The organism is Psychrobacillus vulpis (assembly GCF_006861825.1).
GTDB lineage: Bacteria > Bacillota > Bacilli > Bacillales_A > Planococcaceae > Psychrobacillus > Psychrobacillus vulpis.
The window spans coordinates 62331-78230 of the sequence record NZ_VDGI01000002.1; the positions used below are offsets into that span (position 1 = coordinate 62331).

Here is a 15900-nt window from a genome sequence, read left to right on the forward strand (position 1 = left end):
ATGAGAGAGAAAGAAAAAAAGAAAAGACACTCATTCGGATTACAAAAGAAAATTGTATTATTCGTCACCGTTTTAGCTATTATTACCTACTCATCAAGTGCAATTTTTATCCATTATGTTCCAGTGTTTTTTGAAAATGTAAATGCATCAATTCAATTTGAAATCGCTACATATGCATTAGGAATTATCTGGTCAGCGATACTTGCATATTTTTTCAGCGGACTAATTATTAAACCTCTATATAATTTAGAAAAAGTGGCAACGCTTGCTTCAAAAGGGAAAATTGGCGTGGACGTGAATGTTCCAAAGTCAAAAGACGAAATTCAGTCTGTCGCAATTGCATTCCAATCGATGCTTGTGAACTTAAGAGAAATGGTTCAAAGTATTGAAGATAACTTCGAAAAAACGAATATCACCGTGCAACAATTATCGAAAGAATCGTCTGTAGCTTCTGAACAAGCCGAAGCGATTGCACATACGATTGCACAAATTTCAGAAGGAGCAGAACAATCTGCTGTTGCAGTACAAGAAACTGCTGAATCAGTAGAAGATGTAAGAGTACTTGCTTCTGAAGTAAATAAACGTGCAGAGAATTCTTCTGTCCAATCGAAAGAAATGATCCAGGGGCTAGCACAAACTACGGAAGTCATTCAATCACTAGTTAATGGCATTCAAAAAATTGCTTCTGGAAGTGAAGCTGCTCTTGGAAACGTGCATCAACTAGAAGACAACGCAGGAAAAGTAGAGAGTATTATTCAACTTGTCGGAGATATTGCTGCACAAACAAATTTACTTGCACTAAACGCTTCAATTGAAGCAGCTCGTGCAGGAGAGCATGGAAAAGGATTTGCAGTCGTGGCTGAAGAAGTTCGTAAACTTGCAGATGAAAGTGCAAAAGCAGTTCAAGGTATATCGGAACTTATTCTTGCCATTCAAACGGACGTACAAACAGTTGTACATCAAATGACGAACCAGGTAAGCTTTGCGGTTGGAGAAGCAAAACGTGTATCGGAGACAAATGAGGCAGTCGAAGGTATGTCCAATAAAATCCACGATATGGCTGAAGCCGTTGTAGAAATTTCAACATTAATAGAGAAGCAATTAATTAATATTGAAAGTACTGCACGACAATCACAGGAGGTTGCCGCAATAGCAGAAGAAACTTCAGCGGGAGCAGAAGAAGTGCGAAGCGCTACTGATGAACAAGCACGATCAATAGAGCAAATTGAGCAGTTATCGTTCGGATTAAAGCAAGAATCGGAAGAATTATTCAAGGTTATTTCGCAATTTGACAGAAATTCGTCAAATTAGTCTCTTCAAATACAATTCACTTCGTGTGAATTGTATTTTTTTAATCTGAAAAATGGTATGATGAATTATAGTATGATACAGAAAAGAGGGAACGAGTTGAGAATAGCTATTTCTTCCGACCATGGTGGTAATAATCTTCGCAAGGAAATTATTCAGCAACTAGAGGAGCTTGGACATACCTACGAGGATTTTGGTCCAAAAAACGATGATTCAGTCGACTATCCAGATTATGCTAAGCCAGTTTCAGAAGGTGTTGCAGCAGGAGAGTTTGATCGTGGAATATTAATTTGCGGTACAGGTATTGGAATGTCCATTGCAGCAAATAAAGTAAAAGGTACCCGATGTGCATTAGTGCATGATGTATTTTCTGCAAAAGCTACAAGATGTCATAACGATTCCAACATCCTTGCGATGGGGGAACGAGTAATTGGAGCAGGACTTGCAAGAGAAATCGTTGCGACTTGGCTAGCTCAAGATTTTGAAGGTGGCCGACACGTGCGCCGTGTTGAAAAAATTTCAGAAATCGAAAACGCATAATTTCTCAAAGGAGAAGGGGATTTCAGATGGAAGCAAAAAATTTGTGGAAACACCAAATAGAACAGCTTCTACATGAAGTAGAGCAACAAGCTTTTTTAAAGGAGAATGACTTATTCGTCATTGGTTGTTCAACCTCTGAAATTATTGGCGAGAAAATTGGAACTGCAGGTGGTCTAGAAGTAGCAGAAGTGCTATTCGAACCATTGAAAGCATTTGCCGAGAGAAATAAAGTTCATTTGGCATTTCAAGGCTGTGAACATATAAACCGAGCATTAACTATAGAAAGAAAAACGCAACTGCTATATAGATTACCGGAAGTTGCCGTTATTCCAGTTGTTCGCGCAGGCGGCTCGATGTCTGCTTATGCGTACACTCAATTTCAAGACCCTGTAGTTGTCGAGCATGTCCAAGCACATGCAGGCATTGATATAGGACAAACCCTTATTGGCATGCAATTACAACCTGTAGCTGTGCCAATTCGCGTGTCCATTAAGCAAATTGGGGGAGCGATCGTTACGATTGCGAAAACACGTCCAAAGCTAATTGGCGGAGAACGTGCATTTTACGGATGATATTGGAGGAGGAACAAATAGTGGAGAAAATTTTATCACAAGATCCAGCAGTATACGAAGCTATGCTAGCGGAGAAGAAGCGTCAACAAGCAAATATTGAGTTAATTGCATCAGAAAACTTCGTATCTGAAGCAGTTATGGAAGCACAAGGTTCCGTACTGACAAACAAATATGCAGAAGGCTACCCTGGTAAACGCTACTATGGTGGTTGTGAACATGTAGACGTTGTAGAAGATATTGCTCGTGATCGTTTGAAAGAAATTTTTGGAGCTGAACATGCAAATGTACAACCTCACTCTGGTTCACAAGCGAACATGGCAGTATACATGACAGCTTTACAACCAGGAGACACAATTTTAGGGATGAACTTGTCACATGGTGGACATTTAACGCATGGTTCCCCAGTAAACTTTAGTGGAATTCAATACAACTTCATTGAATATGGAGTAGATAAAGAAACAGAAATGATCGATTATGAGGCAGTTCGTGCTATCGCATTAGAAAACAAACCAAAAATGATCGTAGCTGGTGCTAGTGCGTATTCACGTACAATTGATTTCGCTAAATTCCGTGAAATAGCAGATGAAGTAGGAGCTTACTTATTTGTTGATATGGCACATATCGCTGGTTTAGTAGCTGCAGGTCTTCATCCAAACCCAGTTCCACATGCACATTTTGTAACTTCTACAACACATAAAACTTTACGTGGACCTCGTGGTGGATTAATCCTTACGACTGAAGAGTTTGCGAAAAAGATTGATAAAACAATTTTCCCAGGAATTCAAGGTGGACCATTAATGCATGTTATCGCTGCTAAAGCTGTTGCATTTGGTGAAGCTCAAAAACCTGAATTTACAGATTATCAAGCACAAGTTATTGCAAATGCTAAAACACTAGCTGACAGTTTAACATCTGAAGGTATCCGCATTGTATCTGGTGGTACAGATAACCATGTAATGCTACTAGATGTTTCTGTTTTAGGATTAACTGGTAAAGTGGCTGAGCATGTACTGGATGAAGTTGGTATCACAGTGAACAAAAATACAATTCCATTTGATACGGCAAGTCCATTTATCACTTCTGGTGTTCGTATAGGTACGCCAGCAGTTACTTCTCGTGGTTTTAAAGAAGAAGAAATGAAAGAAATTGCTTCTATTATTGCGAACCTATTGAAAAACCATGAAGATGCAGCGGTGTTAAAAGAGTCGAAAGATAGAGTTGCTGCATTAACTGATAAATTCCCACTATACAATTAATAGAACAGTATGGAATTGAAGCTATCTTCTTATAGAAGGTAGCTTCTTTTTATGAAATTAGATAGCTACTTCTATTGAGGAGAAAAGGCAAGTGGAAAGTTTGTTGTATTATATAGGAAGCTTTTTTAAAAAGATAAGAAAAAATATAAAATCGATGTACTATGAACCCAGGGTTTATAGTACTTTACTAGGATTAGGAAAGACTTGTAAGGGGCTGAAAGGGTTCATAATTCCAACAAATTATCTATACAAATAGCCGCTACGAGAATTTAGCGCTTTAGCATTCGCTTTCCGCGGGTCAGCGACAAGCCTCCTCCTTCGATTCGCTTGAGGGAACTGGAAAACTGTCTATTTTTAGAATAAATACTTTTTCATTTCTAGAAAATCGTTGAAAAAGGTGACACTCCTGCGGGAATAGCGTTAGCCGAAGACCCCGGAGCAAGGCGGGGAGTCTGAGGCAACGCCCGCGGAAAGGGAGCCGTTCCAACGATTTTCTAATCTTTTAGGATATTGGACAAGCCCATCCGGCACCTTCGAATGATAGAGGCTTTTTCATTTCTAGAAAATCGTTGAAAAAGGTGACACTCCTGCGGGAATAGCGTTGGCCGAAGACCCCGGAGCAAAGCGAGGAGGTGAGGCAACGCCCGCGGAAAGGAAGCCGTTCCAACGATTTTCTAATCTTTTAGGATATTGGACAAGCCCATCTGGNTTCGAATGATAGAGACTTTTTCATTTCTAGAAAATCGTTAAAAAAGGCGACACTCCTGCGGGAACAGCGTTAGTCGAATACCCCGGAGCAAGGCGAGGAGTCTGAGGCAACGCCCGCGGAAAGGGAGCCTTTTCAACGATTTTCTTATCTACTAGGATATTGGACAAGCCCATCTGGCACCTTCGAATGATAGAGACTTTTTCAATTCTAGAAAATCGTTAAAAAAGGCGACACTCCTGCGGGAACAGCGTTAGTCGAAGACCCCGGAGCAAGGCGGGGAGTCTGAGGCAACGCCCGCGGAAAGGGAGGCCACTGAAAAACCAAAATTCAGAAAATAAAGTCACCACTTGAGAAGTATATTTGTATCAAAATTGGCATGACGTCCCCATAAACACCCTAAAAAGTGAAGGAATTATGGGATTTCGTTTTTATTTTTTGAAAAAAAGTGACTTTTTCAGTGACCTCCGGAAAGGGAGCCGTTTTAACGATTTTCTAATCTTTTAGGATATTGGACAAGCCCATCCGGCACCTTCGAATGATAGAGGCTTTTTCATTTCTAGAAAATCGTTGAAAAAGGTAACACTCCTGCGGGAATAGCGTTGGCCGAAGACCCCGGAGCAAAGCGAGGAGGTGAGGCAACGCCCGCGGAAAGGAAGCCGTTCCAACGATTTTCTAATCTTTTAGGATATTGGACAAGCCCATCTGGCACCTTCGAATGATAGAGACTTTTTCATTTCTAGAAAATCGTTAAAAAAGGCGACACTCCTGCGGGAACAGCGTTAGTCGAATACCCCGGAGCAAGGCGAGGAGTCTGAGGCAACGCCCGCGGAAAGGGAGTCGTTTTAACGATTTTCTAATCTATTGAGGTATTCTACAACTCCGTCTAACAAAGCTGATTATAAGGACTAGTGGCTTGTTACTTCCCGTCCCTCTTAAAACTTATCCGGGCTGACATGCTGTCCAAAGCACGCTAGAAAAGATGAAGACAAGATACACTTTAGTGGTTTTTTATTTTTTCGAATTGGAGTATTACCTTTTGGGTAATATAGTAGTTGTACATTGCGATAAACTTTCATTGTCCTTGTAGGTCAAGTATTTTTTTTTTACAAACCGATGGCGTTGGGGTAAATAGACGCAATATTAAAAACGTGGGATTACTAGTATGTAACCAACGTTTTTTGTTATAATTAATAGAATTGCAAATAAATCGAGAAGGAGATAAACAACATGCCAAAAGTATTTGTATTTGATCACCCCCTAATTCAACACAAACTTACATATATTCGCGATGTAAACACAGGAACAAAAGAATTTCGTGAACTTGTAGATGAAGTTGCGACTTTAATGGCCTTTGAAATTACTCGTGATTTACCATTAGAGGAAACAGAAGTGGAAACTCCTGTACAACTAACAAAATCGAAAGTGTTAGCTGGAAAGAAACTTGGGATTGTTCCTATCTTACGTGCAGGCATTGGAATGATCGATGGAATCTTAAAGCTTATCCCAGCAGCAAAAGTAGGGCATATTGGGCTTTATCGTGATCCAGAAACTTTACAACCAGTGGAATATTATGTGAAACTTCCTGCAGATGTTGCAGAGCGCGATTTTATTTTAGTGGATCCAATGCTTGCAACAGGTGGTTCAGCAGTAGAAGCGGTGAACTCATTGAAAAAACGCGGAGCTATACATATTAAATTTATGTGCTTAATTGCTGCTCCTGAAGGCGTTGAAGCATTACAAAAAGCACATCCAGATGTAGATATCTACATTGCTGCTTTGGATGAAAAGTTAAATGACCATGGTTATATTGTGCCAGGTTTAGGTGATGCTGGAGACCGTTTATTCGGAACGAAGTAAGAAACTTTCATTAGCGAAAGTGGTTTTCGTTTTTCTAACTTAGAAGTGACGAACTTATCACGTAAAAGAAAGTTTTTTAAATTTGTCGATAACATGTCAATTGTGTTCTAATTGTGAAGTTTTTCACTTCTACTAATTGACATCATTTTGCCCCTATTGTATGCTTACAAAGGATAATCATGATAGGGGTTTCATGCTTGAAACACTTGTCGTATCAACTTTCTACTAGATTCACAGTTTTTACTTCATAAGGAAAAACGTGGAGATTCACTATGCGTCCAAATAGACGTCCATTACAAGGGATAGCAATGTATACTGCGATTCTCTCACAGCTTGTAGGTTCTATTTTAATAGGTATATTCACAGGAATGTGGATGGATGATACTTATGGAACCACTCCAATTTTTTTAGTAATTTGCCTACTAACTGGCCTTTCAGTCGGTGTGTTTGCAATGATTACTACCATTCGAAAATATGATTCAGGAGACTAAAGACCAATGCTAGAAATGCAACGTATCTATACGAAGCAGAAAAAGTACATATTTTTTTTGCTAGCAGTATGTGTGCTAGGTTGGGGATTTACCCCGTATTCGACAATTTTTGCAGGATTAGCCCTCGGTTCTTTATTTGGTCTGTATAATTTCTGGATTCTAGTACGTAGAATGGAGAAATTTGATCGTGTGTTATCTGGTGAAAAAGGACGAGCAGGTCTCGGTACAACATTCCGATTTGCTTCGGGTGTTGCAGCTGTTGCAATAGCACTTGCCATGCCTGAGTACTTTCATCTCATAAGCACAGTTATCGGTTTAATGATTCCCTATGTTCTACTTTTAGTAGAACGGATTATGTATTATGCAAGACACCAACTATGAGAATGTGAAAGAGAGGTGAATGAATCGTGGAACATGCAAATCCCACATTTGAGTTTCTAGGAATGTATGGTAACTGGTCAAACATTTTAATGCTTGCTGTTACTACACTAATTGTATTTTTGATCGCGTTTATTGCGACAAGAAACTTGAAACTAAAGCCAACTGGTATGCAAAATTTCATGGAGTGGATTATGGACTTCGTGAAAGGGATTATCAAAAGTAACTTCGATTGGCAAACAGGTGGAAGATTCCATATTCTTGGAATTACATTAATTATGTTTATCGCAGTAGCAAACTTATTAGGTCTTCCGTTTTCCATATCGTACGATGGTGTGCTCTGGTGGAAATCCCCTACAGCAGATCCAACGATTGCAATGACACTTGCAGTTATGATTCTTCTATTAACGCACTATTACGGTATAAAAATGAAGGGTATTAAAGAATACGGAAAAGACTACTTAAAGCCGCTTCCATTCCTATTACCTTTGAAAATTATTGAAGAATTTGCAAACACGTTGACACTCGGTCTTCGTCTTTACGGAAACATCTATGCAGGTGAGGTTCTATTAGGATTACTGGCAGGTTTAGCAACATCTAGCATTTTTGGCTTTGTTGGAGCAATTATCCCAGCAATGGCTTGGCAAGGTTTCTCCATATTTATCGGTGGAATCCAAGCGTTCATTTTCGTTATGTTAACAATGGTTTATATGTCGCACAAAGTGTCGACAGACCATTAATATAACTGTTTAGAAATTCTAAGCAGAAATAAATAAAAAACAACATTCCAAGGAGGAAATTACACAATGGTAGGTTCAGTTGGTCTTTTAGCAGCAGCTATAGCAATCGGTTTAGGTGCACTTGGTGCAGGTATTGGTAACGGTTTAATCGTTTCAAAAACAGTAGAAGGTATCGCTCGTCAACCAGAAGCACGTGGAGCTTTACAAACAGTTATGTTCATCGGGGTAGCATTAGTTGAGGCACTTCCAATCATCGCAGCTGTTATCGCATTCATCGTATTAAACAAATAAGAACATCTTAATAAGTCTATAATGGCGGGTTTCTATCCGCCATTCTATTTATGAATTAGAAAACAATGAACACAACTTTACAATATAGAAGCAAGTTCTCTTAATAGCGTTTGAAAGGAGTGAAACAATCGTGTTTTTTGATTACCTTGTACTTGGCGCGAGTGGCCATGATGGGTTAAATATTTTGGATATCTTAGCTACATTATTTTTCTTCGTCCTACTTTTAGTATTGTTGAAGAAAGTAGCATGGGGTCCACTTATGGGTATTATGAATCAACGTGAAGAGTTGATCGCAAGCGAAATCGAAGCAGCTGAAAATAGCCGCCAAGAATCTGAGCGTCTACTTGAAGAACAACGTGACTTATTAAAAGAAGCTCGTACGGAAGCATTAGCGATTGTAGAAAATGCGAAGAAGCAAGGCGAAGTATCTCGTGAAGAAATTATTACGACTGCTCGTACAGAAGCTGCGCGTTTGAAAGAATCTGCTATCCGTGAAATTGATACAGAAAAAGAAAGAGCGATTGCAGCAGTACGTGAAGAAGTCGTTTCACTATCAGTACTTGCAGCGTCCAAAGTTCTTGAAAAAGAAGTTTCGGAAGAAGATAATCGTGCGCTAATCGAGGCAACGATTGCGAAGGCAGGCGAAGTTAATTGAGTAATTCAACTGCAGCAAAACGTTACGCAATCGCTTTATTCGAACTAGCACAACAAAAAAACGAGCTTCGTTCAGTAGAAGAAGATTTACGTGAGCTTAAAATTGTATGGAATGGTAATAAGGAATTGAAGGAATTATTCACTTCTCCAAAGCTTTCTCTAGACAAGAAAAAAGAGCTTATTCGTCAAATTTTCGCAAACGCAAATCCAATCGTCGTCAATACACTTTTAGTGCTTATTGATAAGAAAAGATTAGGCGAAGTCGGATTAATCATCGAAGAATTTATGACACTTTCGAACGAAGCACAAGGTGTTGCAGAAGCGAAAGTATATTCAACTCGCGAATTAACAGAAGAAGAGCGTACTAACATTTCGACTGTGTTTGCAAAAAATGTAGGAAAACAATCCTTACGTATTGAAAACATTATAGATCCATCTATTATTGGTGGAGTACGTGTTCAAATCGGAAACCGCATTTACGATAGCAGTCTAAGCACAAAATTAGATCGTTTAAAACGTAATCTGATCGGTTAATATTATGAATTTAGAGAGGTGACATACATGAGCATCAAAGCTGAAGAAATCAGTGTCTTGATTAAACAGCAGATTGAGAATTATGAATCTGAGATGAAAGTTAGCGACGTGGGTACAGTTATCAAAATTGGTGACGGTATTGCTCTTGCTCATGGCCTCGACAACGTCATGGCTGGAGAACTTTTAGAATTCTCAACTGGTGTGTTAGGTATGGCACAAAACTTGGAAGCGAACAACGTTGGTATCGTTATCCTTGGACCATACACAGACATCAAAGAAGGCGATGAAGTACGTCGAACTGGCCGTATTATGGAAGTTCCTGTTGGTAAAGAATTGATTGGCCGCGTTGTTAATCCACTTGGCCAACCAGTTGATGGACTAGGTCCTATCGCAACTACAAAAACTCGTCCAATCGAAAGTCCTGCACAAGGGGTTATGGCACGTAAATCTGTTCATGAACCACTTCAAACAGGTATTAAAGCGATTGACGCACTTGTACCAATCGGACGTGGTCAACGTGAGTTAATTATCGGTGACCGTCAAACAGGTAAAACTACTGTTGCGATCGATACAATCCTTAACCAAGCTGACCAAGATATGATTTGTATCTATGTTGCAATCGGTCAAAAAGAATCGACTGTTCGTAACGTTGTAGAAACACTTCGTAAAAAAGGTGCATTAGATTACACTATCGTTGTAACTGCATCTGCATCTCAACCAGCTCCATTATTATACTTAGCTCCTTATACTGGTGTAACAATGGGTGAAGAGTTCATGTTCGAAGGAAAGCACGTACTGATTGTTTATGATGATCTATCTAAACAAGCTGCTGCTTACCGTGAACTTTCATTACTTCTTAAACGTCCTCCAGGTCGTGAAGCATATCCAGGGGATGTATTCTACTTACACAGCCGTCTACTTGAGCGTGCTGCGAAGTTAAATGAAACTTTAGGTGCAGGTTCAATCACTGCATTACCATTCGTTGAAACACAAGCGGGAGATATCTCTGCTTACATTCCAACAAACGTAATTTCGATTACAGATGGTCAAATTTTCTTACAATCTGATTTATTCTTCTCTGGTGTACGTCCAGCGATCAACGCTGGTTTATCCGTATCCCGTGTAGGTGGATCAGCTCAAATTAAAGCAATGAAGAGTGTTGCGGGTACACTACGTCTTGACTTAGCTGCATTCCGTGAGCTTGAAGCATTTGCTCAATTCGGTTCTGACCTTGACGCTTCAACTCAAGCGAAACTTAACCGTGGTGTTCGTACTGTAGAAGTATTAAAACAAGACTTGAACTCTCCAATTAAAGTAGAAAAACAAGTTATGATTTTATATGCTCTAACACGTGGCCATTTAGATGATATCCCAGTTAAAGATATCAGTCGCTTTGAAGCAGAGTTATATAGCTGGTTAGATACAAACCACACAAACGTTTTAGATCATATTCGCACGACTAAAGCTCTTCCTTCAGATGAAGACTTAACAAATGCAATTGATGCATTTAAAAAGACTTTCGCTAAATCTGAATAATTCTAAAGTCTAAGTGAAATAAAACGATAAGGTGGTGAAATACCAGTGGCATCATTACGCGATATAAAAAGCAGAATTACGTCAACAAAGAAAACGAGTCAAATTACAAAAGCAATGCAAATGGTTTCTGCTTCTAAATTGAACCGTGCGGAAGAAAATGCGAAAGCATATGTTCCATATATGGGGAAAATTCAGGAAGTAGTTGCTGCAATCGCAACAGGCACAAATGATAGCGGACATCCAATGTTAACATCACGTCCTGTTAAAAAGACTGCATACCTTGTAATCACTTCGGATCGTGGCTTAGCTGGAGCATACAACAGTAACGTTTTACGTGCTGTTACAAATGCGATTAACGAGCGACACACTTCTAGTGATGATTATGTTATTTTTGCAATTGGACGTATGGGACGCGACTTCTTCGTGAAACGTGGTTCGAATGTTATTGAATCTGTAGTTGCATTACCAGATCAGCCTTCTTTTGCTGACATTAAAGAAATCGCGCGGAAAGCTGTTGGTATGTTCACGGATGGTACATATGATGAACTTTATATGTACTACAACCACTTTGTCAGTGCCATTTCTCAAGAAGTTACTGAGAAAAAGGTACTGCCACTTACGGATATTGCAGTAGAAATGGGCACAACTGCTTCTTATGAATTTGAGCCTTCAGCTGAAGCAATTCTAGAAGTGTTACTTCCACAGTATGCGGAAAGCCTTATTTTTGGTGCTTTACTCGATGGAAAAGCAAGTGAACATGCTGCTCGTATGTCTGCCATGAAGAGTGCGACAGACAACGCGTCTGAATTAATTAGTAATTTAACATTAGTTTATAACCGTGCACGTCAAGCGGCAATTACGCAAGAAATTACGGAAATTGTTGGCGGAGCAGCGGCTCTAGAATAGTCTGGAAGAAAAGTAAGACAGGAGGGAACAGTAGTGAACAAAGGACAAGTATTACAAGTAATGGGTCCAGTTGTTGACGTTAAGTTTGACAACGGCCAATTACCAGCTATTTATAACGCATTAACTGTAGCGATTGAACGTCCAAACGAAGCGCCTACTACGTTAACGTTAGAAGTAGCTTTACACTTAGGAGACGACTCTGTTCGTACGATCGCAATGGCTTCAACAGATGGCCTTAAGCGTGGTGCAGATGTAACAGATGCTGGTAAAGCAATTTCTGTTCCAGTTGGTGACGTTACACTTGGACGTGTATTCAACGTACTTGGTGAGGTTATTGATTTAGGAGAAGAGATTTCTACAGCTGACCGTCGTGATCCAATTCACCGTCTAGCACCAACATTTGAAAATCTTTCAACAGAAGTTGAAATTCTTGAAACAGGTATTAAAGTAGTAGACCTTCTTGCTCCATACATTAAAGGTGGTAAAATCGGTCTATTCGGTGGTGCCGGAGTAGGGAAAACAGTTCTTATCCAAGAACTTATTAACAACATCGCACAAGAACACGGTGGTATTTCGGTATTCGCTGGTGTTGGTGAGCGTACACGTGAAGGAAACGACTTATTCCATGAAATGAGCGATTCTGGCGTTATTAAGAAAACAGCAATGGTATTCGGTCAAATGAATGAGCCACCTGGTGCACGTATGCGTGTAGCTTTAACTGGTCTTACAATGGCTGAATATTTCCGTGATGAGCAAGGTGCAGACGTACTTTTATTCATCGATAACATTTTCCGTTTCACACAAGCAGGTTCTGAGGTATCGGCTCTTTTAGGTCGTATGCCATCTGCCGTTGGTTACCAACCAACACTTGCTACAGAAATGGGTCAATTGCAAGAGCGTATCACGTCTACTAATACTGGTTCTGTTACATCTATCCAAGCGATTTATGTACCAGCCGATGACTATACGGATCCAGCTCCAGCAACAACTTTCGCTCACTTAGATGCGACAACAAACTTAGAGCGTAAATTATCTGAGATGGGTATTTACCCAGCGGTAGATCCTTTAGCTTCTTCTTCTCGTGCGCTTTCACCAGAAATCGTTGGAGAAGAGCATTATAAAGTAGCTCGTCAAGTACAGGTTACTTTACAACGTTATAAAGAGCTTCAAGATATCATTGCAATCTTAGGTATGGATGAATTAGGGGACGAAGACAAGCTAACGGTTAACCGTGCTCGTCGTATTCAGTTCTACCTATCTCAAAACTTCCATGTTGCAGAACAATTTACAGGTCAAAAAGGTTCATATGTTCCAGTTAAAGAAACAGTTCAAGGATTTAAACAAATTCTTGAAGGAAAATATGACCACCTTCCAGAAGATGCATTCCGTTTAGTTGGACGCATTGAAGAGGTTGTTGAAAAAGCGAAAAGCATGGGCGTAGAAGTATAATAAATCGGACCAGGAGGTAAAAATATGAAGACACTTACAGTCAATATTGTCACTCCCGACGGCCCGGTATACGATTCTGAAGTAGACATGATTATCGCTAAAACAGCATCCGGTGAAATCGGTATTTTACCTGGCCATATTCCAATGGTTGCGCCACTTGTAATCGGTGCAGTTAAATTGAAAAAAGATGGAAAAACAGAGTACGTAGCAGTAAACGGTGGTTTTGTGGAAGTTCGACCTGAAAAGGTAACGATTTTAGCACAATCATCAGAAGTTGCTTCAAGTATCGATTTAGCTCGTGCAAAAGAAGCGATGAAACGTGCAGAAGAACGTCTTCAAGGTAAGCAAGATACGACTGATTTTAGTCGTGCTGAACTTTCTTTGAAACGTGCGATGAATCGTATCAACGTTTATGAGGGTAACATTTAATTTGTATGATTATCAACGGGCAGAACAAGTTCTGCCCGTTTTTTATCATGTGAGGAGGTTGAAAATGAGCTTTTTAACAGGACAACAGGCTATTATTGCAATTTTAGCAAATGTATTTTTTATAGGTATTTCCTTTTATGCATTAAGAGCTATTATGGTGGAAAAATTCATCAAAAAAAATCATGTTTTCCAAGCTCAGTTATTCTTTATATTGGCTAGTATCATGATTGGATCTTCTGTGGCTAGTTTCTTTTTGAATCTAACTGCCTGGTCAAATCAACTACCATTCTTATTTGAATAAAATAGATTCTATATGCTGATGCAAATAATGGTTAAGTTTGTATGAGCATGTAGAATCTCCTCATATTTCCTAGGAAATAATCTGTCGAATAGGTTTTATGTTAAGCACACTGGGGTAATTTAAGATTATCTACACGAAAAGACTGGGTATTACGTATACTATAGGAACAAAAAACGGTAAATTTACCGTTAAAAATAGTGTTTTAGATGCTTGTATATAGTCGAAATTCATTGTATGATGTATATTGTTTTGAATTCCTAATAATGACATCACATATAATTCATCTATATACGCAAATGAGGATAATGAACTCGGAGGGAAAGAAGTGGATAAAATCGTTGTTAAAGGCGGTCAAACTTTAAAAGGAAAAGTACGTGTAGAGGGTGCGAAAAATGCTGTTCTACCAGTACTTGCTGCTGCTTTACTTGCCACAAAAGGGATAAATACTATAAAAGACGTGCCAACACTTGCAGACGTTTTGACAATAAATGAAGTTTTAAAAAGCTTGAATACTAAAGTTAAGTATAGTCCGGAAGATAATGAAGTAATTATTGATTCACAGGAGCCACTTTCAAGTGAAGCCCAATTTGAGTATGTGCGTAAAATGCGTGCTTCTATACTTGTAATGGGCCCAATTTTAGCGCGTAATGGATTTGCACGTGTTGCACTTCCAGGCGGTTGCGCAATTGGCTCACGTCCAATTGATCAACATTTAAAAGGCTTCGAAGCTATGGGTGCAGTAATTTCTTTCGGACATGGCTTTGTGGAGGCAAAAACAAATGGTCGTTTAAAAGGAGCAAAAATCTATTTAGACGTTCCAAGTGTTGGAGCTACTGAAAATATTATGACTGCTGCTGCTCTAGCTGATGGTATTACAACAATTGAAAATGCTGCCAAAGAGCCAGAAATAGTAGATTTGGCTAACTTCATAAATGAAATGGGTGGAAAGGTAAAAGGTGCAGGTACAGACACAATTCGTATTGAAGGTGTGTCCGAGTTGCACGGTACTGAACATCACATTATTCCTGATCGTATTGAAGCTGGTACATTCATGGTTGCTGCAGCAATCACGAAAGGCGATGTACTCATTGAGAATGCAGTTCCAGAACATATGACAGCTCTAGTTTCTAAAATGCAAGAAATGGGAGTAGAAGTGACGGAAGAAGAACAAGGACTACGTGTGCGTTCTACTGGTCCACTTAAGTCAGTGGACATTAAAACGATGCCACATCCTGGATTCCCAACAGATATGCAATCTCAAATGATGGCGTTAATGATGACGGCTCATGGAACAGGTATCATTACGGAAACAGTATTCGAAAACCGTTTTATGCATGTGGAAGAATTCCGTCGAATGAACGGTAATATGAAAATTGAAGGTCGCTCTGTTATTATGGAATCACCGTCTAACTTGCAAGGTGCGGAAGTAGCTGCAACGGACTTACGTGCAGCAGCTGCGTTAATTATTGCAGGTCTAGTAGCAGAAGGTATAACTCGCGTAACAGAACTATATCATTTAGATCGTGGATACGTGAACTTCGATAAAAAACTTGCAGCACTAGGTGCGGATATTGAACGTATCGGTACAGAAAGCTCAGAAAAGTCAATTCAACTTGTATAATATATGTAAAGCACCATGCAAACATACATGCATGGTGCTTTTTTTGTCCGAATTTTTGGTTTGGACTCGATTTAAGGGGGCTTGGTCTCGAATATGGTTCAATTAGTCTCGGTTAAACTAGATTTGGTCTCGTTTGTAGCTAAATTGGTCTCGAACAGACATATACTGTAAAATTTCATTTCAAAAAAATTGCACTATATTTTGTGTTTCTAGAACAACCGGTTTTTAGAGTTGCTCCTGGGCAGGCAATAGAGTTTGCTCCTGGAGGCAGGAAAGGTGCTTGCGCATTTAGAGAGTGGATTTGTAGTTCTGTCTCAAATTGACGGGT

At 39.5% G+C, this 15900-nt stretch carries 17 protein-coding genes; all 17 read left to right on the plus strand.

The window, feature by feature from the left end:
- Positions 1-1311, plus strand: coding sequence for a methyl-accepting chemotaxis protein (locus tag FG384_RS02850; RefSeq protein WP_142641052.1), 1311 nt, complete (start codon positions 1-3; stop codon positions 1309-1311).
- Positions 1312-1407: 96 nt separating this feature from the next.
- Positions 1408-1848: a ribose 5-phosphate isomerase B gene (gene rpiB, locus FG384_RS02855; protein ID WP_142641053.1), complete on the plus strand. Its 441-nt coding sequence runs from the start codon at positions 1408-1410 to the stop codon at positions 1846-1848.
- A 26-nt stretch (positions 1849-1874) separates the two neighbouring features.
- On the plus strand, positions 1875-2420 hold the full coding sequence (locus FG384_RS02860; protein ID WP_142641054.1) for a TIGR01440 family protein: 546 nt from the start codon (positions 1875-1877) through the stop codon (positions 2418-2420).
- 20 nt (positions 2421-2440) lie between these two features.
- Positions 2441-3676 carry a serine hydroxymethyltransferase gene (glyA, locus tag FG384_RS02865; protein ID WP_142641055.1) on the plus strand — a complete coding sequence of 412 codons (1236 nt, stop codon included), beginning with the start codon at positions 2441-2443 and terminating at the stop codon, positions 3674-3676.
- Between the two features lie 1936 nt (positions 3677-5612).
- Positions 5613-6242 carry a uracil phosphoribosyltransferase gene (gene upp / locus FG384_RS02870; protein ID WP_142641056.1) on the plus strand — a complete coding sequence of 210 codons (630 nt, stop codon included), beginning with the start codon at positions 5613-5615 and terminating at the stop codon, positions 6240-6242.
- A 272-nt stretch (positions 6243-6514) separates the two neighbouring features.
- On the plus strand, positions 6515-6733 hold the full coding sequence (locus FG384_RS02875) for an AtpZ/AtpI family protein (protein WP_142641057.1): 219 nt from the start codon (positions 6515-6517) through the stop codon (positions 6731-6733).
- A gap of 6 nt (positions 6734-6739) precedes the next feature.
- Complete coding sequence (locus tag FG384_RS02880; protein WP_142641058.1) at positions 6740-7114, plus strand: ATP synthase subunit I; 375 nt, start codon at positions 6740-6742, stop codon at positions 7112-7114.
- 26 nt (positions 7115-7140) lie between these two features.
- On the plus strand, positions 7141-7851 hold the full coding sequence (atpB, locus tag FG384_RS02885; protein WP_142641059.1) for a F0F1 ATP synthase subunit A: 711 nt from the start codon (positions 7141-7143) through the stop codon (positions 7849-7851).
- A 66-nt stretch (positions 7852-7917) separates the two neighbouring features.
- Entirely contained in the window at positions 7918-8142 is a 225-nt protein-coding gene (atpE, locus tag FG384_RS02890; protein WP_142641060.1) for a F0F1 ATP synthase subunit C, read from the plus strand.
- 130 nt (positions 8143-8272) lie between these two features.
- A complete protein-coding gene (atpF, locus tag FG384_RS02895; protein ID WP_142641061.1) occupies positions 8273-8797 on the plus strand; it encodes a F0F1 ATP synthase subunit B in 525 nt (174 codons plus the stop codon).
- Positions 8794-9330: a F0F1 ATP synthase subunit delta gene (locus tag FG384_RS02900; RefSeq protein ID WP_142641062.1), complete on the plus strand. Its 537-nt coding sequence runs from the start codon at positions 8794-8796 to the stop codon at positions 9328-9330. Before atpF ends, FG384_RS02900 begins: the two co-directional genes overlap by 4 nt.
- 27 nt (positions 9331-9357) lie before the next feature.
- Positions 9358-10866, plus strand: a complete 1509-nt coding sequence (gene atpA / locus FG384_RS02905) for a F0F1 ATP synthase subunit alpha (RefSeq protein ID WP_142641063.1) — start codon at positions 9358-9360, stop codon at positions 10864-10866.
- A gap of 45 nt (positions 10867-10911) precedes the next feature.
- Entirely contained in the window at positions 10912-11772 is an 861-nt protein-coding gene (gene atpG, locus FG384_RS02910) for an ATP synthase F1 subunit gamma (RefSeq protein WP_142641064.1), read from the plus strand.
- 33 nt (positions 11773-11805) lie between these two features.
- Positions 11806-13221, plus strand: coding sequence for a F0F1 ATP synthase subunit beta (atpD, locus tag FG384_RS02915; RefSeq protein ID WP_142641065.1), 1416 nt, complete (start codon positions 11806-11808; stop codon positions 13219-13221).
- Between the two features lie 24 nt (positions 13222-13245).
- Positions 13246-13650: a F0F1 ATP synthase subunit epsilon gene (locus FG384_RS02920; RefSeq protein ID WP_142641066.1), complete on the plus strand. Its 405-nt coding sequence runs from the start codon at positions 13246-13248 to the stop codon at positions 13648-13650.
- A 64-nt stretch (positions 13651-13714) separates the two neighbouring features.
- Positions 13715-13951 (plus strand): DUF1146 family protein, encoded by a 237-nt coding sequence (locus FG384_RS02925; RefSeq protein WP_142641067.1) that lies wholly within the window; start codon positions 13715-13717, stop codon positions 13949-13951.
- Positions 13952-14276: 325 nt separating this feature from the next.
- Positions 14277-15572 carry a UDP-N-acetylglucosamine 1-carboxyvinyltransferase gene (gene murA, locus FG384_RS02930; RefSeq protein WP_142641068.1) on the plus strand — a complete coding sequence of 432 codons (1296 nt, stop codon included), beginning with the start codon at positions 14277-14279 and terminating at the stop codon, positions 15570-15572.
- The last annotated feature ends 328 nt before the right edge of the window (positions 15573-15900 follow it).

Bases quoted from the DNA above. Each gene is read 5' to 3' on its own strand.
- FG384_RS02850 (WP_142641052.1), top strand. From the start codon at position 1: ATGAGAGAGAAAGAAAAAAAGAAAAGACACTCATTCGGATTACAAAAG.
- FG384_RS02860 (WP_142641054.1), top strand. From the start codon at position 1,875: ATGGAAGCAAAAAATTTGTGGAAACACCAAATAGAACAGCTTCTACAT.
- upp (WP_142641056.1), top strand. From the start codon at position 5,613: ATGCCAAAAGTATTTGTATTTGATCACCCCCTAATTCAACACAAACTT.
- FG384_RS02875 (WP_142641057.1), top strand. From the start codon at position 6,515: ATGCGTCCAAATAGACGTCCATTACAAGGGATAGCAATGTATACTGCG.
- FG384_RS02880 (WP_142641058.1), top strand. From the start codon at position 6,740: ATGCTAGAAATGCAACGTATCTATACGAAGCAGAAAAAGTACATATTT.
- atpE (WP_142641060.1), top strand. From the start codon at position 7,918: ATGGTAGGTTCAGTTGGTCTTTTAGCAGCAGCTATAGCAATCGGTTTA.
- atpA (WP_142641063.1), top strand. From the start codon at position 9,358: ATGAGCATCAAAGCTGAAGAAATCAGTGTCTTGATTAAACAGCAGATT.
- FG384_RS02920 (WP_142641066.1), top strand. From the start codon at position 13,246: ATGAAGACACTTACAGTCAATATTGTCACTCCCGACGGCCCGGTATAC.
- FG384_RS02925 (WP_142641067.1), top strand. From the start codon at position 13,715: ATGAGCTTTTTAACAGGACAACAGGCTATTATTGCAATTTTAGCAAAT.